Source organism: Enterobacter wuhouensis (assembly GCF_035835995.1).
Taxonomy (GTDB): domain Bacteria; phylum Pseudomonadota; class Gammaproteobacteria; order Enterobacterales; family Enterobacteriaceae; genus Enterobacter; species Enterobacter wuhouensis.
Genome location: NZ_CP142124.1, coordinates 3,321,743 through 3,340,926, shown reverse-complemented (window position 1 = coordinate 3,340,926; position 19,184 = coordinate 3,321,743). Strand labels below are relative to the sequence as shown.

Annotated in this window: 17 protein-coding genes and 6 tRNA genes; 11 read left to right on the top strand and 12 right to left on the bottom strand. The window is 54.5% G+C overall.

Features of this window, described 5'->3' with window-relative positions; all coding sequences use genetic code 11:
* Window positions 1-26 precede the first annotated feature (26 nt).
* From ptsI to cysZ, 4 genes are all read right to left on the bottom strand, one after another.
* The gene (gene ptsI, locus VPX56_RS15950; protein WP_131634795.1) at window positions 27-1,754 is read right to left on the bottom strand and encodes a phosphoenolpyruvate-protein phosphotransferase PtsI; all 1,728 of its coding nucleotides are present in this window, start codon (window positions 1,752-1,754) and stop codon (window positions 27-29) included.
* Between the two features lie 44 nt (window positions 1,755-1,798).
* Window positions 1,799-2,056 carry a phosphocarrier protein Hpr gene (ptsH, locus tag VPX56_RS15945; protein ID WP_000487600.1) on the bottom strand — a complete coding sequence of 86 codons (258 nt, stop codon included), beginning with the start codon at window positions 2,054-2,056 and terminating at the stop codon, window positions 1,799-1,801.
* A 317-nt stretch (window positions 2,057-2,373) separates the two neighbouring features.
* A complete protein-coding gene (gene cysK / locus VPX56_RS15940) occupies window positions 2,374-3,345 on the bottom strand; it encodes a cysteine synthase A (protein ID WP_006176601.1) in 972 nt (323 codons plus the stop codon).
* Between the two features lie 163 nt (window positions 3,346-3,508).
* Window positions 3,509-4,270: a sulfate transporter CysZ gene (gene cysZ, locus VPX56_RS15935; protein ID WP_131634796.1), complete on the bottom strand. Its 762-nt coding sequence runs from the start codon at window positions 4,268-4,270 to the stop codon at window positions 3,509-3,511.
* Window positions 4,271-4,500: 230 nt separating this feature from the next.
* On the opposite strand from cysZ, the gene zipA reads away from it, so the two are divergent.
* The 3 genes from zipA (at window position 4,501) to VPX56_RS15920 (ending at window position 7,780) form a co-directional block, all read left to right on the top strand.
* Entirely contained in the window at window positions 4,501-5,478 is a 978-nt protein-coding gene (zipA, locus tag VPX56_RS15930) for a cell division protein ZipA (protein ID WP_131634797.1), read from the top strand.
* Between the two features lie 69 nt (window positions 5,479-5,547).
* Window positions 5,548-7,563, top strand: coding sequence for an NAD-dependent DNA ligase LigA (ligA, locus tag VPX56_RS15925; RefSeq protein WP_131634798.1), 2,016 nt, complete (start codon window positions 5,548-5,550; stop codon window positions 7,561-7,563).
* Window position 7,564: 1 nt separating this feature from the next.
* On the top strand, window positions 7,565-7,780 hold the full coding sequence (locus VPX56_RS15920; RefSeq protein WP_003861328.1) for a DUF3820 family protein: 216 nt from the start codon (window positions 7,565-7,567) through the stop codon (window positions 7,778-7,780).
* Here the strand turns inward: VPX56_RS15920 and VPX56_RS15915 are convergent.
* Window positions 7,777-8,772 carry a bile acid:sodium symporter family protein gene (locus VPX56_RS15915; protein WP_326467561.1) on the bottom strand — a complete coding sequence of 332 codons (996 nt, stop codon included), beginning with the start codon at window positions 8,770-8,772 and terminating at the stop codon, window positions 7,777-7,779. The two genes, VPX56_RS15920 and VPX56_RS15915, sit on opposite strands and share 4 nt — an antisense overlap.
* A gap of 89 nt (window positions 8,773-8,861) precedes the next feature.
* Here VPX56_RS15915 and VPX56_RS15910 point away from each other — a divergent pair, with 89 nt between their 5' ends.
* The gene (locus VPX56_RS15910) at window positions 8,862-9,794 is read left to right on the top strand and encodes a LysR family transcriptional regulator (RefSeq protein ID WP_131634800.1); all 933 of its coding nucleotides are present in this window, start codon (window positions 8,862-8,864) and stop codon (window positions 9,792-9,794) included.
* Here the strand turns inward: VPX56_RS15910 and VPX56_RS15905 are convergent.
* Window positions 9,785-10,126 carry a FlxA-like family protein gene (locus VPX56_RS15905; protein WP_131634801.1) on the bottom strand — a complete coding sequence of 114 codons (342 nt, stop codon included), beginning with the start codon at window positions 10,124-10,126 and terminating at the stop codon, window positions 9,785-9,787. The genes VPX56_RS15910 and VPX56_RS15905 overlap by 10 nt on opposite strands.
* A 193-nt stretch (window positions 10,127-10,319) precedes the next feature.
* Between VPX56_RS15905 and xapA the strand changes: the two genes are divergently transcribed.
* The 3 genes from xapA (at window position 10,320) to VPX56_RS15890 (ending at window position 13,406) form a co-directional block, all read left to right on the top strand.
* Entirely contained in the window at window positions 10,320-11,144 is an 825-nt protein-coding gene (xapA, locus tag VPX56_RS15900) for a xanthosine phosphorylase (RefSeq protein WP_131634802.1), read from the top strand.
* 51 nt (window positions 11,145-11,195) lie between these two features.
* On the top strand, window positions 11,196-12,452 hold the full coding sequence (locus VPX56_RS15895) for a nucleoside permease (RefSeq protein ID WP_326467557.1): 1,257 nt from the start codon (window positions 11,196-11,198) through the stop codon (window positions 12,450-12,452).
* A 66-nt stretch (window positions 12,453-12,518) separates the two neighbouring features.
* Window positions 12,519-13,406: a LysR family transcriptional regulator gene (locus VPX56_RS15890; RefSeq protein WP_131634803.1), complete on the top strand. Its 888-nt coding sequence runs from the start codon at window positions 12,519-12,521 to the stop codon at window positions 13,404-13,406.
* Between the two features lie 70 nt (window positions 13,407-13,476).
* Here VPX56_RS15890 and VPX56_RS15885 read toward each other — a convergent pair.
* The 4 genes from VPX56_RS15885 to VPX56_RS15870 all read right to left on the bottom strand — a co-directional run bounded on the left by VPX56_RS15885 (window position 13,477) and on the right by VPX56_RS15870 (window position 13,854).
* Window positions 13,477-13,552: transfer RNA gene (locus VPX56_RS15885), tRNA-Lys, on the bottom strand.
* A gap of 4 nt (window positions 13,553-13,556) precedes the next feature.
* Window positions 13,557-13,632 (bottom strand) — tRNA-Val (locus VPX56_RS15880).
* Window positions 13,633-13,661: 29 nt separating this feature from the next.
* A tRNA-Val gene (locus VPX56_RS15875) sits at window positions 13,662-13,737 on the bottom strand.
* Between the two features lie 41 nt (window positions 13,738-13,778).
* Window positions 13,779-13,854 (bottom strand) — tRNA-Val (locus tag VPX56_RS15870).
* A 258-nt stretch (window positions 13,855-14,112) separates the two neighbouring features.
* Here VPX56_RS15870 and gltX point away from each other — a divergent pair.
* Window positions 14,113-15,528 (top strand): glutamate--tRNA ligase, encoded by a 1,416-nt coding sequence (gltX, locus tag VPX56_RS15865; protein WP_131634804.1) that lies wholly within the window; start codon window positions 14,113-14,115, stop codon window positions 15,526-15,528.
* A 42-nt stretch (window positions 15,529-15,570) separates the two neighbouring features.
* Here gltX and VPX56_RS15860 read toward each other — a convergent pair whose 3' ends face one another.
* Both VPX56_RS15860 and VPX56_RS15855 read right to left on the bottom strand, forming a co-directional pair.
* Window positions 15,571-15,966: a YfeC-like transcriptional regulator gene (locus VPX56_RS15860; RefSeq protein ID WP_131634805.1), complete on the bottom strand. Its 396-nt coding sequence runs from the start codon at window positions 15,964-15,966 to the stop codon at window positions 15,571-15,573.
* Window positions 15,947-16,330: a YfeC-like transcriptional regulator gene (locus VPX56_RS15855; protein WP_131634806.1), complete on the bottom strand. Its 384-nt coding sequence runs from the start codon at window positions 16,328-16,330 to the stop codon at window positions 15,947-15,949. Before VPX56_RS15855 ends, VPX56_RS15860 begins: the two co-directional genes overlap by 20 nt.
* A gap of 217 nt (window positions 16,331-16,547) precedes the next feature.
* Between VPX56_RS15855 and VPX56_RS15850 the strand changes: the two genes are divergently transcribed.
* The 3 genes from VPX56_RS15850 to VPX56_RS15840 all read left to right on the top strand — a co-directional run bounded on the left by VPX56_RS15850 (window position 16,548) and on the right by VPX56_RS15840 (window position 19,143).
* Window positions 16,548-16,623: transfer RNA gene (locus VPX56_RS15850), tRNA-Ala, on the top strand.
* 41 nt (window positions 16,624-16,664) lie between these two features.
* Window positions 16,665-16,740: transfer RNA gene (locus tag VPX56_RS15845), tRNA-Ala, on the top strand.
* A gap of 213 nt (window positions 16,741-16,953) precedes the next feature.
* Window positions 16,954-19,143, top strand: a complete 2,190-nt coding sequence (locus VPX56_RS15840) for a sensor domain-containing phosphodiesterase (protein WP_131634943.1) — start codon at window positions 16,954-16,956, stop codon at window positions 19,141-19,143.
* The last annotated feature ends 41 nt before the right edge of the window (window positions 19,144-19,184 follow it).

Sequence of the window (19,184 nt, the reverse complement as noted above, 5' to 3'; positions counted from 1 at the left end):
CAGTAAATTGGGCCGCATCTCGTGGATTAGCAGATTGTTTTTTCTTCAATGAACTTGTTAACCAGCGTCATTAACTCGTCCGTTGTCGGTTGAGCAAGAGCCTGCTCTGCTAATACCTTCGCATCTTCGAAGTTCGTGTTACGGATAATCTTCTTGATGCGCGGGATGGAAATGGCGCTCATAGAGAATTCGTCCAGACCCATACCCAGCAACAGAAGTGTAGCACGTTCGTCGCCTGCAAGCTCACCGCACATGCCAGTCCATTTACCTTCTGCATGAGAAGCATCAATAACTTGCTTAATAAGCGTCAGTACGGACGGTGACATCGGCTGGTAGAGATGTGAAATCATATCATTACCACGGTCAACTGCCAGGGTGTACTGCGTTAAATCATTGGTACCGATACTAAAGAAATCAACTTCTTTGGCTAAATGACGCGCAATTGTCGCGGCGGCAGGTGTTTCCACCATCACGCCCACTTCGATTGACTCGTCAAACGCTTTACCTTCGTCGCGCAGTTCCTGCTTGTAGATTTCGATCTCTTTCTTCAGTGCACGCACTTCTTCAACAGAGATGATCATCGGGAACATGATGCGCAGCTTACCGAAAGCGGAGGCACGCAGAATGGCGCGAACCTGGTCACGCAGGATCTCTTTGCGATCCATAGCGATACGCACCGCACGCCAGCCCAGGAATGGGTTCTCTTCTTTCGGGAAGTTCATGTACGGCAGCTCTTTGTCGCCGCCGATGTCCATAGTACGGACGATAACCGCCTGAGAGCCACAGGCTTCAGCCACGGCTTTGTACGCAGCAAACTGTTCTTCTTCAGTTGGCAGCGCGTCGCGGTCCATGAACAGGAATTCAGTACGATACAGACCCACACCTTCCGCACCGTTGCGCTCAGCGCCATCAACGTCACGTACGGTACCGATGTTAGCGCACACTTCAACCTGATGGCCGTCCAGCGTAATTGCCGGCAGGTCTTTCAGCTTAGCGAGTTCCGCTTTCTCGGTTGCAACCTGCTCCTGAACGGCGCGCAGCTGCTCGATCTCTTCGTTAGTTGGGTTGACGTAAACCACGTTGTTTACGGCATCCAGAATCAGATAGTCGTCGTTTTTCACCTGAGAGGTGACGCTACCGGTACCCACGATGGCAGGCAGTTCCAGAGAACGCGCCATGATTGAGGTGTGGGAAGTACGGCCACCCGCATCGGTGATGAAACCCAGCACCTTGTTCAGGTTCAGCTGTGCGGTTTCTGACGGGGTCAGGTCAGCGGCAACCAGGATAACTTCGTCCTGAATCGCGCTCAGATCGATGATGGCCAGACCCAGGATGTTGCGCAGCAGGCGCTTACCGATGTCGCGTACGTCAGCCGCACGCTCTTTCAGGTATTCGTCATCCAGTTCTTCCAGGGCAGTTGCCTGACCTTCGATAACTTCATGCGCAGCCGCGTCGGCCGTCATGCCTTTATCTTTAATCAGGGCTATGATTTCCTGCTCCAGCTCCTCATCTTCGAGCAGCATGATGTGCCCTTCGAAGATGGCTTCTTTTTCTTCACCGAAAGTTTCGCCAGCTTTAGTTTTGATGGTTTCCAGTTGCGCAGATGCCTTGGCACGACCGCTCAGAAAACGTTCAACTTCCTGATCAACCTTGTCGGCAGAAATTTTTTTCCGGTCAATGACGATTTCGTCTTCTTTCAGCAGCAGTGCTTTGCCGAAAGCGATACCCGGGGATGCTAAAATGCCTGAAATCATAACCCTACCTTACTTGTGACTGATATTGAAAAAAACCCGGAAACTTACTCGAGTTCCGCCATCAGCTTAACCAGATGCTCAACTGCTTTCTGCTCGTCTTCACCTTCTGCAGAGATGGTGACGACGGTTCCCTGGGTCAGGCCCAGAGTCTGCAGTTTGAACAGGCTCTTAGCGCTAGCGCTTTTGCCGTTGGAAGTTACAGTGATTTCAGAAGTGAAGCCTTTCGCTTCTTTAACAAACTGAGCAGCAGGGCGGGTGTGCAGACCGTTCGGAGCGGTAATGGTAACTTCTTGCTGGAACATTGTATTTCCCCAACTTATAGGTTTAGTGTTGTGGAACTAAAGTCTAGCCTGGCGGCTTCACTTTAGCCTGTATTGTTAGCGCTGACGTTTCAATCGTCATTAAACATTATGCAGCGAAAGCAAGACTTGAACCAAATCATAAAATCGATTCAGCAAGGCTATTTCGTTCACTGATTAATTTCACGCTTCAAAATAATTGCTGGTTTAAATACCAGACCCAACGGGGTGAATCAATGGCAGGAGGGGTAAAACTTTGAAGCAGGCCACAAAAAAGCACCCAAAAAGGTGCTTTTTTACGCGTTTTTAACATGCTGGCATTACTGTTGCAGTTCTTTCTCAGTGAAGAGATCGGCAAACAGTGCAGTGCTTAAGTAACGCTCACCCGAGGAAGGAAGGATAACCACAATATTCTTATTGGTAAAGGTTTCATCTTCCTGAAGTTTGAGCGCGGCCGCAACTGCAGCGCCGGAAGAGATACCTGCCAGAATACCCTCTTCGTCCATCAGGCGACGCGCGGTTGAGATGGCTTCTTCGTTGGTGATGGCAACCACTTTATCAATCAGCTTCAGATCCAGGTTGCCTGGAATGAAGCCTGCGCCGATCCCCTGGATTTTATGCGGGCCCGGCTTCAGCTCTTCACCCGCCAGCGCCTGAGCGATAACCGGAGAGTCGGTTGGCTCGACGGCAACGGTAATCAGATCTTTTTTGCCTTTCGTGCCTTTTATATAGCGAGACACGCCGGTCAGCGTACCGCCGGTACCTACGCCGGAGATAAACACGTCAACCTGACCGTCAGTATCTTCCCAGATTTCCGGGCCGGTGGTTTTTTCGTGGATTTCCGGGTTCGCCGGGTTGCTGAACTGCTGCAGCAGCAGATATTTCGCCGGGTCGCTGGCAACAATTTCCTCGGCTTTCTGAATGGCGCCCTTCATGCCTTTTGCGCCTTCGGTCAGAACCAGGTTCGCGCCCAGCGCCTTCAGCAGCTTGCGACGTTCAATGCTCATGGTTTCAGGCATGGTCAGCGTCAGCTTATAGCCGCGTGCCGCCGCAACATAGGCCAGCGCGATACCGGTGTTACCGCTGGTTGGTTCAACCAGCTCGACGCCAGGCTTCAGCACGCCACGTTTTTCAGCATCCCAAATCATGTTTGCACCGATACGGCATTTTACGCTGAAGCTCGGGTTACGTGATTCGACCTTCGCCAGGATGCGTCCATTACCGATACGGTTCAGTCGAACCAGGGGCGTATGACCGATAGTCAGCGAGTTGTCTTCATAAATCTTACTCATGGCCTGTCCTTAACTGTATGAAATTGGGATACCGACCCAGCATACCTGTTGATTAAGTATGGGGAAGTAAGGAATTCGCATATCTATATGCTGCAAGGAAATAATGGGGATCAGTATGGAATAAGGGGCGGCATAAGCCACCCCTGTTTTACACATTTTTGCATTACTTCCATAACGCGTGCTTAGCACGATAGCAGTCGACCCACATCGCCGTCGCGCCGCAGACGGCAACCGGCATGATGAACAGATTCAGGAACGGGATCAGGGTGAACAGGCTGGTCAGCGCGCCAAACTGCATATTGGCGACCTTCTGCGTGCGCAGGGCGGTGCGCATCTCTTTGAACGGCACCTTGTGGTTATCGAACGGATAGTCGCAGTACTGGATCGCCAGCATCCATGCGCTGAACAGGAACCACAGCACAGGGGCCACCGTCTGGCCAATGCCTGGGACAAAATAGAGGATAAGCAACACAATCGCGCGGGGGAGGTACCACGCAAATTTCTGCCACTCGCGCTTCATAATGCGCGGGAGATCTTTCATTATGCCCAGAATGCCGGTATCGGGCGGGGTTGCGCCGGTAAGACGGGCCTCCAGCTGTTCCGCCAGCAGGCCGTTAAAGGGTGCGGCTATCCAGTTTGCAATCGTCGAGAAGAAGTAGCCGAACACCAGCAGGACGGAGATCACCACGATTGGCCATAGCAGATAGCTCAGCCACTGCAGCCAGTCTGGTACATGGCTCATGATGGCAGGCACCCAGCTTTCCAGTTTGGTGAACAGCCACCAGAACGCCCCGCCCATCAGGATAACGTTGATCAGCAGCGGCAGAATAACAAAGCGTCGAATGCCCGGCAGGGAGACCAGCTTCCAGCCCTGAGAAAAATACCAGACGCCGCTGCGCGGGGGAGAAGAAGATGTTGAAACCATAACCAGGCTGTACTCCTTTTTTCACAACCAGTGGATTTGCCCGCCTATATTATCCAGTTACGGACCAATGACCAGTTCGGAAATGTTCGAAAAAACAGCAAAAAGCACGATTTAGTTCATCTTTATGCCGTGAATGCTCTGCACACACTTGCACTTGACGTAAACGGCAAATACTCTTAGTGAGTAAATGTTTGCCGTGGTGGCAAGGTGTTAGAACAACAGAGAATATAATGATGCAGGATTTGCGTCTGATATTAATCATTGTTGGCGCGATCGCCATAATCGCTTTACTGGTGCATGGTTTCTGGACCAGTCGTAAAGAGCGCTCTTCTATGTTTCGCGATCGCCCACTGAAGCGCATGAAGTCCAGTCGTGATGACGATGACGTAGAAGACGACATCGTCGGAAGCGACGACGACGGCGTGGGTGAAGTTCGTGTTCATCGGGTCAATACTGCGCCCGGCGCAGCACATGGGGAGCATGAAGCCCCCCGCGCTCCGCAGCACCAGTATCAACCGCCGTATGCTTCTGCACAGCCGCGCCAGCCAGCGCCGCAGCCCGTGGAAGAGCCGGTGCGTCAGCCGCCGCAACAGCCTGTTCACCAGCAGCCTGCAGCGCACCAGCCGGTTCAGCAGCCACAGCCTGTGCAACAGCCACAGCCGCAGCCGGTTCAGCAACCGCCGCAGCAGCCTGTCCAGGTTCAGCCTGCGCCGCAGCCCGCTCCAGCGCCTCACGTTGAGCCTGAGCCGGTAGCTGAGCCAGAGCCCGTTGTTGAGAAACCGCAGCGTAAAGAGGCGGTTATTATCATGAACGTGGCCGCGCATCATGGCACTAACCTGAACGGTGACGTGCTGCTTAACAGCATCCAGCAGGCTGGCTTCAAGTTTGGCGACATGAACATCTTCCATCGCCACCTGAGCCCTGACGGAAGCGGTCCGGCGCTGTTTAGCCTCGCGAACATGGTCAATCCAGGCACGTTCGATCCGGAAATGACCGGTGATTTCGTTACGCCGGGCGTGACTATCTTTATGCAGGTGCCGTCCTACGGGGACGAACTGCAAAACTTCAAGCTGATGCTGCAGTCCGCTCAGCACATCGCTGACGAAGTCGGCGGCGTGGTGCTCGACGACCAGCGTCGTATGATGACGCCGCAGAAACTGCGCGAGTATCAGGACCGCATCCGCGAAGTTAAGGAAGCCAACGCGTAATCCTCGCGTTTACTTCATCTCCTCCTGAACCCCCGCATGTCGGGGGTTTTTTCTCATTGATGGTGCGATATGGACTCAATCGAACAACAACTCACTGAACTGCGAACCACGCTTCGCCATCATGAATATCTCTATCATGTTATGGACGCCCCGGAAGTGCCGGATGCGGAGTATGACCGCCTGATGCGGGAACTGCGCGAAATAGAGGCACAGCATCCGGAGTTGATTACCCCTGATTCGCCGACCCAGCGCGTCGGCGCAGAGCCTTTGGGCGCCTTCAGCCAGGTGCGCCACGAAGTGCCGATGCTGTCGCTGGATAACGTCTTTGACGAAGAGAGCTTCCTGGCTTTCAACAAGCGCGTGCAGGACAGGCTTAAAAGCGCGGACTCGCTGACCTGGTGCTGCGAGCTGAAGCTGGACGGCCTGGCCGTCAGCATTCTTTACGAAAATGGCGTGCTGGTGCGCGCCGCCACGCGAGGCGATGGCACAACGGGGGAAGACATTACCACCAACGTGCGCACCATCCGCGCCATTCCGCTGAAGCTGCGCGGTGAAAATATTCCTGCACGTCTGGAAGTGCGCGGGGAGGTGTTCCTCCCGCAGGCGGGCTTCGAGAAAATTAACGAAGAGGCCCGACGCACCGGCGGGAAAGTGTTTGCTAACCCACGCAACGCGGCGGCAGGCTCTCTGCGCCAGCTGGACCCGCGCATTACCGCGAAGCGACCGCTTACTTTCTTCTGCTACGGCGTTGGGATCCTGGAAGGTGGGGAACTGCCGGATACGCACCTTGGGCGTCTGCTGCAGTTCAAAGAGTGGGGCCTGCCGGTAAGTAACCGCGTGCAGCTTTGCGACTCGCCGGAAGCGGTGCTGGCATTTTACCGCAAGGTTGAAGAAGACCGCCCAACGCTCGGTTTCGACATTGATGGCGTGGTGATAAAGGTTAACTCCCTTGCGTTACAGGAGCAGCTCGGCTTCGTGGCGCGCGCGCCGCGCTGGGCGGTGGCCTTTAAGTTCCCCGCTCAGGAGCAGATGACCTTCGTCCGCGACGTGGAGTTCCAGGTTGGCCGCACCGGCGCGATTACCCCGGTTGCGCGTCTGGAACCTGTGCAGGTGGCGGGCGTGCTGGTGAGCAACGCCACGCTCCACAACGCCGATGAAATTGCCCGTCTCGGCCTGCGCATCGGTGACAAAGTGGTGATTCGCCGCGCGGGTGATGTGATCCCGCAGGTGGTGAACGTCGTTGAATCCGAACGTCCTGATGAAACGCGCGAGATCGTCTTCCCGACCCACTGTCCTGTCTGTGGCTCTGACGTGGAGCGCGTGGAAGGCGAAGCGGTAACCCGCTGCACGGGCGGATTAATCTGCGGCGCGCAGCGTAAAGAGGCGCTGAAGCACTTCGTCTCCCGCCGCGCGATGGACGTCGACGGCATGGGCGACAAGATTATCGACCAGCTGGTTGAGAAAGAGTACGTCCACACGCCAGCGGATCTGTTTAAGCTGACGGCAGGCAAGCTGACCGGGCTGGACCGCATGGGGCCAAAGTCGGCACAGAACGTGGTTAACGCGTTAGAAACCGCGAAGGAAACCACCTTTGCCCGTTTCCTGTATGCGCTGGGCATTCGTGAAGTGGGCGAAGCGACGGCGGCGGGACTGGCGGCCTACTTTGGCACGCTCGACGCGCTGGAAAAGGCCAGCATCGACGAGCTGCAGAAAGTCCCGGACGTCGGCATCGTGGTTGCCACGCACGTATTTAACTTCTTCGCTGAAGAGAGCAACCGTGAGGTGATCGGCAAGCTGCTGGAAGAGGGCATCAAATGGCCCGCGCCGGTGGTGGTTAACGCCGAAGAGATTGACAGCCCGTTTGCCGGTAAGACCGTGGTGCTGACCGGCAGCCTGAGCCAGCTTTCGCGCGACGATGCCAAAGCGCGCCTGGTGGCGCTGGGGGCAAAAGTGGCGGGCAGCGTGTCGAAGAAAACCGATCTGGTCATCGCCGGGGAAGCGGCGGGTTCGAAGCTGGCTAAAGCGCAGGAGCTTGGCATTGAGGTTATCGACGAAGCGGAAATGCTGCGCCTGTTAGGAGAGTAAGGTGGAAAAAGAACAGCTCGTTGAGATCGCCAATACGGAGATGCCGTTCGGCAAATACAAGGGCCGCAGGCTGATTGATTTGCCGGAGGAGTATCTGCTGTGGTTTGCCCGCAAGGATGAGTTTCCTGCCGGGCGGCTGGGCGAGCTGATGGCTATCACGCTTCTGATTAAAACCGAGGGGCTGACCCAGCTGGTTCAGCCCCTGAAACGCCCTTAAGCCTTCGCGGCGCGGGTCTCTTCCTGCGCCAGCTTTTCCGTCTGCGCTTTGTAACGACGCGCCAGCACGGCGCAAACCATCAGCTGGATCTGATGGAAAATCATCAGCGGCAGCACCATCATCCCAATTACCGAGGTCGGGAACAGGATGTTGGCCATCGGAATACCGTTCGCCAGGCTCTTCTTCGAGCCGCAGAAAACAATCGTAATCTCATCGGCCTTATTGAAGCCGCACCTGCGCGCCACAAAGACGTTTACCGCGATCACAATCGCCAGCAGAACGATGCTGACCACCACGATAAACAGCAGCGAGCCTGCGCCAACCTTATGCCAGATCCCGTTCACCACGGCTTCGCTGAAGGCAGAATAGACCACCAGCAGAATCGACGTCTGGTCGGTTTTCGAAATCCACTTTTTGTGTTTCGCCACGAATGCGCCCGTCCACGGACGAGACAGGTGCCCAAGCACAAACGGCAGCAGCAGCTGCAGGCAGATTTTGCCAACCTGCTCCAGGTTGCCTTCCGCGCCGTGCATATTCATCAGTAGGCCAACCAGCAGCGGCGAGACGAAAATCCCTAGCAGGCTGGAGGCAGACGCCGAACACACGGCGGCGGCAACGTTACCGCCCGCCAGCGAGGTAAAGGCAATCGCAGACTGAACGGTGGCTGGCAGAATGCACAGGTAAAGGAAGCCGGTATACAGCGCCGGATCGACGTTTACCGGTGCCCACCAGGCAAACAGTACGCCCAGTACAGGGAAGAGGATAAAGGTACTGCACATTACCCACAGGTGCAGCCGCCAGTGGCCGCCCCCTGCGATGATGGCTTCGCGCGAAAGTTTTGCGCCGTGCATAAAGAACAGCAGGGCGATGGCCGCCGTGGTCAACCCTTCAAAGAACGGCACAAAGCCGCCGCGGGCCGGGAAGAAGGAGGCCAGTAAAACGGTCACTACCAGGGTAAGCGTAAATGGATCGAGAATACGGAAGAGTTTCATAATGACTCCTGAAAACGGATATCGCTATTGTGCTTTTATCCATTTGAGAAATAAAATTGATTTATTGCATCCATTCATGAATTAAACAGATGAATTATTCACTCCGCCAGCTTCGCGTCTTCGTTACCGTGGCGCATGCCCGCAGCTTTAGCCGGGCAGGGGAAATGATTGGCCTGAGCCAGTCTGCCGTGAGCCACAGCGTTAAAGAGCTGGAGCTTCAGACGGGCGTACGGCTGCTTGACCGAACCACGCGCGAAGTTGTGCTTACCGAAGCGGGGCAGCAGCTTGCCGTGCGTCTGGAGCGGCTGCTGGATGAGCTAAACAGCACGCTGCGGGATGTGGGCCGCCTTGGCCAGCAGCTTTCCGGTACCGTGCGGGTGGCGGCGAGCCAGACGATCTCTGCGCATCTGATCCCGCAATGTATTGCCGAGAGTAATCACCGCTATCCGGATATTAATTTTGTCCTGCACGACAGGCCGCAGCAGTGGGTGCTGGAGAGCATTCGCCAGGGGGATGTGGATTTCGGGATCGTTATCGATCCCGGCGCGGCAAGCGATCTGGCGTGCGAAGTCGTCCTCTCAGAGCCTTTTTTATTGCTCTGCCGTGATGACGATCCGCTGACGTTTCAGCCGCAGATCGCATGGCAGGCGCTGCAGGGAGCAAATCTGGTTTTACAGGATTACGCGTCAGGAAGCCGCCCGCTCATTGATGCTGCGCTGGCTGCGCAGGGCGTGAATGCGACCATCGTCCAGGAAATTGGCCATCCGGCGACGTTATTTCCCATGGTGGAGGCCGGGATTGGGATAAGCGTTCTGCCCGCGCTGGCGCTGCCGCTGCCGCAGGGAAGTCGTCTGGCGGTGAAGCGGCTGGTGCCCTGCATTGAGCGTCAGCTGATGCTGGTGCGGCGTAAAAACCGTTCGCTTTCGGGCGCCGCGCAGGCGTGTTGGGAAGTGGTGCGCATGCAGGCGCAGCGTTTGATGGAGGCCCGCACGCGCGATCCGCTGTTTAACGATCAGATGTAGATATCAATCTTATGTTCCGCGGAGGGGTTGTTAACGCCTTCCGCCACGGTCTGACCGCTTTCCTGTTTTGGCATCTCTTCCTCTGCCTGCTGGCGCTGCAGCTGCGCCAGCTGAGCCTGCAGCATCGCCAGCTGAGATTCGAGTAATTCCTGCTGCTTTTGTTTCTCTTCAGTTGTTGCATCGCTCAATGCCACTTCTTTGAGCTGCTGAGTGGCTTTTGTTATCTGTTTCATCAGTCGGTTGATCTGGGAAGCGATGTCGTTTCCGCCCGAGCTATTGTCCGCGCTACCGATTTCCATTGCCAGCGTTGATACCGGTTTGAGGGTGGTCATATTGCGTTCCTTTTCGCCATAAATAAGGGATATCGGCACGAAAAGGGATAGCTTGAGCGGGGCGGGTGCCATTAATAGCAAAAGAGTATCGCCGGGACGGGAAAAGTGTATTGGTGATAACCCGCAGGCTCCAGGTATAAGACGTAGGTCATGCGATCTGTGATATCGCCATTTTCGTCTTTAAGGAGCCTTTATGACCCTCTCAAATAACCCATGGTACTGTGCCGATATCATCCGCGCGGCAAAGCCAAACTTCACGCCGCGCGTTGCCTTTATCCTCGGCTCTGGCCTGGGTGCGCTCGCCGACCAGATCGATGACGCGGTGGCGATCTCGTATGAAAAACTGCCGGGCTTTCCGGTAAGCACCGTTCACGGTCACGCAGGTGAACTGGTATTAGGCCATCTTGCCGGCGTGCCTGTTGCCTGTATGAAAGGACGCGGTCACTTCTATGAGGGCCGGGGAATGACCATCATGACCGATGCGATTCGCACCTTCAAACTGCTGGGCTGCGAGCTGCTTTTCAGCACCAATGCGGCAGGTTCGTTACGTTCCGACGTCGAGCCGGGCAGCCTGGTTGCCCTGAATGACCATATCAATACCATGCCGGGCACGCCGATGGTCGGCCTGAACGACGAGCGCTTTGGTGAGCGTTTCTTTTCGCTGGCTAACGCCTACGATGCGGAATATCGCGCCGTTCTGCAAACCGTCGCGGCGAAAGAGGGCTTCCCGCTGCATGAAGGGGTGTTCGTCTCGTATCCTGGACCTAACTTTGAAACCGCCGCCGAGATCCGCATGATGCAAATCATCGGGGGCGACGTCGTCGGGATGTCCGTGGTGCCGGAAGTGATTTCGGCACGTCACTGCGGCCTGAAGGTCGTGGCGGTTTCAGCCATTACTAACCTTGCGGAAGGCCTCGGCGACATCAGGCTCTCTCATGAGCAGACGCTCGCCGCCGCCGAACTGTCCCGCCAGAACTTTATCAATCTTATCTGCGGTTTTCTGCGCCACGTTGCCTGATTAAAACAAGAAAGTGGCCCGCGAGGGCCACGCTGCGATAAGGAACGCGTTATGAACATCACGACTCGCTTAAAGATGATGTCCTTTATGCAATATTTTATCTGGGGGAGCTGGCTGGTTACCCTGGGTTCTTACATGATTAACACCCTACACTTTACCGGCTCCGACGTGGGCATGGTTTACAGCTCCAAAGGCCTTGCCGCGATTATCATGCCGTCGCTGGTGGGTATCATTGCCGACAAATGGTTGAGGGCTGACCGGGCTTACATTATCTGCCATCTCGTTTGCGCAGTTGCGCTTTGCTACGCGGCACAGGTTAACGAACCCGGGCTGATGTTCTGGGTGATGCTGGTCAATGCCATGGCTTTTATGCCCACGATTGCGCTGTCGAACACGATTTCATACTCCTGTCTTGCGCAGGCGGGCATGGATACGGTGACCCATTTTCCACCGGTACGGGTGTACGGCACCGTAGGATTTATTGCGGCGATGTGGGCCATCAGCCTGATGGGCGCCGAGTTAAGCAATGTGCAGCTTTATATGGCTGCCGGCGCGTCGCTGGCGCTCGCGCTCTATTCGTTGACCTTGCCCGCGATTCCGGTTGCCCGGAGCAAAGCGTCCCAGACGCTGGTCAGCAAGCTCGGCCTGAATGCGTTTGTCTTATTTAAACAACCCCGTATGGCGGTTTTCTTTTTGTTTGCCATGCTGCTTGGCGCGGTGCTGCAAATCACCAATACCTTCGGCAGCCCCTTCCTGCACGATTTTGCCCGTAACCCCGAGTACGCCGAGAGCTTTATCGTAAAATATCCGTCTATTTTGCTCTCCGTCTCGCAGATGTCAGAGGTGTTCTTTATCATGACCATTCCGTACTTCCTCAAGCGCTTCGGTATCAAAACTGTGATGCTGATGAGCATGGTCGCGTGGATGCTGCGGTTTGGACTATTTGCCTTTGGCGATCCGTCCGCGGTGGGCTTTGGGCTATTGATGCTGTCGATGATTGTCTACGGCTGCGCTTTCGACTTCTTCAATATCTCCGGATCGGTCTTCGTGGAGCAGGAGGTGAGTCCGGATATCCGCGCCAGCGCGCAGGGGCTGTTCATGACCACGGTCAACGGCATCGGCGCTTATTTCGGATCGATTCTAAGCGGTATGGCGGTGGACTACTTCTCTGTGGATGGCGTGAAGGACTGGCAGACCATCTGGCTGGTGTTTGCGGCCTACGCACTCGGGCTGGCGGTGGTGTTTTATTTCAGCTTCAACTATCGTCATTCGCAGAAAAACAGCGAGCTGCGCACAGTCGTACACTAAATTTTCCCGTTGATAATCAAAAGGCTTTAAGGTGAGGTGTCTGTGTTATCGCCAGGGTATGTTTTGATGGAACGCGTTTACCGAACCGACCTGAAGCTGCTGCGTTATTTTTTGGCCGTTGCCGAGGAACTTCACTTTGGGCGGGCTGCGGCCCGCCTCAACATGTCGCAGCCGCCGTTAAGCCTGCATGTAAAAGAGCTGGAGAGCCAGCTGGGTACGCTGCTCTTCATCCGCCACTCGCGAAGCGTTGCGCTGACGCACGCGGGGAAAGTGCTGATGGAAGAGTCCCGCAGGCTGCTTGCGAGCACAAACCAGGCGCTGGCACGCGTCGAGCAAATTGGCCGGGGTGAGGCGGGGCGCATTGAGCTGGGGATCGTCGGTACGGCGATGTGGAGCCAGGTGCGCACGATCGTGCGCGGTTACATTAAAGCACACCCTAACGTCGACGTTATTTTTCGGGAAAAATCACCCGTGATGCAGATGGCGCTGCTTGAACGTCGGGAGCTGGACGTGGGGATCTGGCGAATGGCGACAGAGCCAACGGCGGGGTTTACCAGCATCCGGCTCCGCGAAGCGGCATTTCTGGTGGCGATGCCCGAAGATCACCCTCTGGTAAGCGAAAGCGCCATCGCGCTAGCCGATCTGCAGAATGAGTACTTTGTCACAATGCCGTCGGCGCACTCTGACTGGGCGTTTTTACATCGCGTCTGCCAGCAGGCCGGGTTTTCACCGATGATCGTCCGCGAGGCCGTTGAGCCGCAAACCGTGCTGGCGATGGTCAGCATGGGGATGGGCATTACGCTCGCGGCAGATAGCTACGCCCAGATGCAGTGGCCGGGCGTAGTATTTCGTCCGCTTCAGGTGCGCGTACCGGCAGATTTGTATGTGGTCTATGATGAAAAGCAGGCGACACCAGCGGTGGAGACGTTGATTGCGACGTTGACGGCGGCGTAGGGGTTTTATTGTTGGGTGGGTTTCTGAACGTCAGATAGCAAAAAAGCGCCTTTAGGGCGCTTTTTTACATTGGTGGGTCGTGCAGGATTCGAACCTGCGACCAATTGATTAAAAGTCAACTGCTCTACCAACTGAGCTAACGACCCGAAATGGTGGGCGATGACGGGCTCGAACCGCCGACCCCCTCCGTGTAAAGGAGATGCTCTACCAACTGAGCTAATCGCCCATTTCGGAACTGCTGCGATAAGGTGAGAATGGTGGGCGATGACGGGCTCGAACCGCCGACCCCCTCCGTGTAAAGGAGATGCTCTACCAACTGAGCTAATCGCCCAATCTCAATTCTTATCTACACTGCGAGTCTACCTAAGTAGATGGTGGGTGATGACGGGCTCGAACCGCCGACCCCCTCCGTGTAAAGGAGATGCTCTACCAACTGAGCTAATCACCCCCGCTGTGTGGAGTCGCATTATAGGGAGAGTTGAAAATGAGTCAACGCCTTTTCTAAAGTTTTTATTCGTTCGTCGTAAAATTAAACAAAACGATCGCAAAACGGGCTGTGACGCATGATTTCTAAACAAAAATAGCAAACTCTATGGCTATACGGGGATCAACATTGAGGAATCGCCCCACAGTGATAGAATATTGCCCATTGTTTTTCCCCCAGGATTTGCCGATTGCCGGCATCTTTATAACGTAAGGCCATTTCATGAAAATCAAAACTCGCTTCGCGCCTAGCCCGACAGGCTATTTGCACGTCGGTGGTGCACGTACCGCTCTCTATTCCTGGCTCTTTGCACGCCACAACAAAGGTGAGTTCGTGCTGCGTATTGAGGACACCGATCTCGAGCGCTCTACCCCGGAAGCAATTGAAGCCATTATGGATGGGATGAACTGGCTGAACCTGGAGTGGGACGAAGGCCCGTATTTCCAGACCAAACGATTCGACCGCTATAACGCCGTCATTGACGAGATGCTGGTCGCAGGAACGGCTTATAAGTGTTACTGCTCCAAAGAACGTCTGGATGCACTGCGCGAAGAGCAGATGGCGAACGGCGAAAAGCCGCGTTACGACGGCCGCTGCCGTCACGACCACAGCGAGCATGCAGCAGATGAACCTTGCGTCGTGCGTTTCGCTAACCCGCAGGACGGCTCCGTTATCTTTGACGATCAGATCCGTGGCCCGATCGAATTCAGCAACCAGGAGCTGGACGATCTTATCATTCGCCGTACCGATGGCTCACCAACCTACAACTTCTGCGTCGTGGTTGATGACTGGGATATGGAAATCACCCACGTTATCCGCGGTGAAGACCATATCAACAACACCCCGCGCCAGATTAACATCCTGAAAGCGCTGAATGCGCCGGTGCCGGTTTACGCGCACGTTTCCATGATCAACGGTGATGACGGTAAAAAACTGTCTAAACGTCACGGTGCCGTCAGCGTTATGCAGTACCGCGACGACGGCTATCTGCCGGAAGCGCTGCTCAACTATCTGGTGCGTCTGGGCTGGGCCCACGGTGACCAGGAAATCTTCAGCCGTGAAGAGATGATCGAACTGTTCGCCCTGAACTCAGTGAGCAAATCCGCTAGCGCGTTCAATACTGACAAGCTGCTGTGGCTGAACCATCACTATATCAACACCATGCCGCCAGAATATGTTGCGACCTATCTGCAGTGGCATATTGAGCAGGCAAACATTGATACCCGCACCGGCCCGGAGCTGGCGGATCTGGTTAAACTGCTGGGCGAGCGTTGCAAAACGCTGAAAGAGATGGCGGAAAGCTGCCGCTACTTCTATGAAGAGTTCGAGGCATTTGATGCCGACGCGGCGAAGAAACACCTGCGTCCGGTTGCGCGTCAGCCTCTCGAAGTGGTGCGTGACAAGCTGGCAGCTATCACCGACTGGACGGCCGAGAATGTGCATCACGCGATTCAGGCCACAGCAGATGAGCTGGAAATCGGCATGGGTAAAGTCGGGATGCCTTTGCGCGTTGCCGTAACTGGCGCAGGCCAGTCACCGGCGCTGGACGTTACCGTTCACGCCATTGGTAAATCACGCAGCGTAGCGCGCATCAACAAGGCGCTCGACTTCATTGCTGAACGCGAAAGCCAGCAGTAAGTCAGCCTGAGTCGGGCAAACGGCAGGGTGACCTGCCGTTTTTTATGCCTGCAGTTCAGCAATACCGAGGCGCGTCAGAAAACCCTCAATGCCTTCGCGAGCCAGTAACACCTGAAGGCGATCCTGTTCCACCTCGGTCAAATTTTCCAGTGCGCTAACGATCTGTGGACGCAACTGTGATGGCGCAGGGACCCTGTACAGGGTAGGGGCTTCGGCCACCTGATAGACCGTCTGACGGTTGCGAATGGCAGGAAGGCTCATGATATGTTCCTTTACCCGCACATCGATATGAATCAGACGCGCGCGTCCGCCTTTAACACCATTGATCCCTTCGGTTTTCCAGCCTTTTTGGCGTATCCAGCGGTTAACCGTTTGTCTGGCAACGCCCAAAATTGCGGCCAGCTCTTCCGTGGTCATTTTACTGCGTAATCTTTTCATATTCGTTCTGATCGCGAATCCCTAAACGTTGCAATAATCCGGTTATCCCTTCCCGCAGCAGCAGCGATGTCATCTGCTTTTGCTCATCCGGCGTCATTTCATTTGCCAGCGTCAGAAGTAAAGTATGGAGCGAGCTTTCGTGACAGGCACTTTCTGGCATGTCAGGCGTCTCTGACGCCCTGCGCGCGCTGCGAATAAATTCTCGTACTTTTTCATTCACATGCACCAGACGTGCCTTACCACCCTGAACCCCTGGTTTTGGCGACGTAATCCAACCCTCTTTGCGTACCCATTTATTGATGGTCTGTCGGCTATAGCCAGTGAGCAGGGCTAACTCTTCCGGCGTCATTCGTTCCTTGATCATGCAATTTCCTGAATATCTATGGGGTTAATTAGTGGTTCATTTTATAGCACCGTTTTACGTGAAAACGTGACAGGCTTAACTCCTGGCTGCGAGCACGCTCGCAAAGTGATTTATTTGCATGATTTTTCGGCGATTGAATGGCTGTGATTGATTTTGCCGTTGACACTCTGCGGCGGAATTCATATTATGCCGCCCGTCAACATGACAGCTTTACGACGGGGCTATAGCTCAGCTGGGAGAGCGCCTGCATGGCATGCAGGAGGTCAGCGGTTCGATCCCGCTTAGCTCCACCAAACTCTGAACCCAACAGAGTGCGGTAGGTAAAGTAACATGTGGGGCTATAGCTCAGCTGGGAGAGCGCCTGCATGGCATGCAGGAGGTCAGCGGTTCGATCCCGCTTAGCTCCACCAAAATTTAAACCCTCGTCGAAAGACGGGGGTTTTTTTATGCCTGTGTAACACCCTTGCTAACGTAATGTTGGTAGAAGGGATGTTTTCTATACCCCACCTCAACCCAAATCAATAAAAGAGTCTATAAATAGACTTGAACTTGATTCGCTCAATTAATAAACCTATTATCCGTCCGGTCAATGATATGCGCGGTTAAATAGATTAATTAATTTGATGAAAAGAAAACCTTACAATAATGTAAAGATATTTATGATTTCGCTGGCATTATGCCTGATCGCGGTGCCATTTTCCCGCTATCTTTCGCCACGCGCAATGGTTAATGGGCATGATGTGTATTTGGCCTGGCTGCCACTCAGCGTCATGCTTGCCGTTATTTTATTGTTTGGTCGTCGCGCCATTATTCCCATCCTGTTAAGTTTTACCATCACTAATATATTCCTCATTGATTTAGCTCCGCTACACTATTTCGTCTTATTGTTTTGTCAGACTTTTTCAGTTTTCGCAGCATGTGGGGCGATCCGTCTGATGCTGGGCAAGCGCTGGCGCTACAGCGTCCCAAACAAGTACATCGGGATTCGGATTTTCTGGCTTGGTTTTATGGTGCCGATAGGCATCAAAATATCGATGTATCTCGCAGGCTATTTATTTCATTTCCCGGTCACTATTTCCACCTTCTTTGGGGAAGGAACGGCAATTTACAACGTCGTCGATATTCAAAGCCTGATCTGCGCGGCATTGATATTCACCATGATGTTCTATTATCCATTAAGAATGATTATTAATCCCCGCTATGCCAGAACGTTCTGGCGACGGAGCGTGAAGCCAGTTTTTTGTCATAAGAAATCATTATTTACAGTCATCTTGCTGATGCTGCTAATCACCATTCTGGCAATTTTATGTGCGCCATTTGAGTCCCCTATTATTGCGGGATATCTCATGCCGATTATATTTATCCTCTTCACGCTAGGTATCAGTCGACTAAGCTACGCGCTCATCTCTTTGCTGTGGGCGGCATCCGCGCTCCTGCTCTTGACCTATAACTACAATTTTCTCAACGGTGTGGAATCGGGTCATTCGCTCTCCTTTATTTTGTCCGTGCTGATCTCGTTCGCCATCTGTCTGCTTTACATGTCGCGGATCTACCAGCGGAGTGAGCGAATGAAGCAGGGGTGGCAGGAGATCGCATTAACGGACCCCCTGACGGGGCTGCCCAATATTCGTGCGCTTGAAGATTATCTTCAGGACCATCCCGACGCCAAAATCTGCTGTCTGCGCATGGACAACCTGGAGTTCCTCAGCCGCCATTACGGCATTCTTATGCGGGTGCATTGCAAAAAGATGATTACAGCCTCGCTGCAGCCGCTGTTGCAAAAGGATGAGACCCTTTTTCAGCTACCCGGAAGTGAGCTGGTGCTGGTGCTGTTGGGGCCGGGAGCCGGCGAGCGCCTGCAGCATATGGTCGATCGGCTCAATAGCCGTAAAATTTACTGGAACAACACCGGGCTGGATATCGAATTTGGCGCCTCGTGGGGCGAAGTCGAGAGCGGGGAAAACCTGCACCACACGCTGGGGCAGCTCAGCTGGCTGTCTGAGCAGTCCTGCGCTGCGCATAATGTTCTGGCCTTAACCAACAGCGTTGAGGATGTCTCGGGGCAAACAACGGACAGAGTGCTGATGCTCGCGCGCATCAAACGCGCGCTCGATGAAGGGGGGCTGCATCTGTATGCCCAGCCGATTCGAAACGCGCAGGGGGAGGGCTATCACGAAATTCTCGCGCGTCTGGAAAGTGACGGGGAAATTATTACGCCGGATCGCTTTATTCCGCTGATTGCCCAGTTCAACCTTAGCCACCGCTTTGACCTGAACGTAGTGGAAAATCTGCTGATTTGGCTGCGCGATCGCCCTGCCACGCATGCCGGAACCCGTTTTTCCGTGAACCTGATGCCGATGACCCTGATGCAAAATGAGGTCGCAGCAGAAATTATCGCGCTTTTCGAACGCTATGGGGTGGCGCCGCAGACGGTGGTCATTGAGGTGACCGAAGAGCAGGCGTTTTCCAACTCCGGGAGCAGCATCAAAAACATCCAGCAGCTGAGGGAAAATGGATTCCGCATCGCCATTGATGACTTTGGTACTGGCTACGCCAACTATGAGCGCCTCAAACGCCTGGAGGCCGATATCATCAAGATTGATGGCTGCTTTGTGAAGGATATTTGTACCGACAGCATGGACGCGATGATTGTGCAGTCCATATGCAACCTCGCAAAAACGAAGTCGCTCTGCGTGGTGGCGGAATATGTAGAAACGCCTGAGCAGCGAGAGATGCTATTCCGCTTCGGCGTGGACTATCTGCAGGGCTATCTGATCGGCAAGCCCACACCGCTTAGCGAACTGCAGGCATAAAAAAACCGGGAGCATGGCTCCCGGTTTTCGTTTCTGGCGTG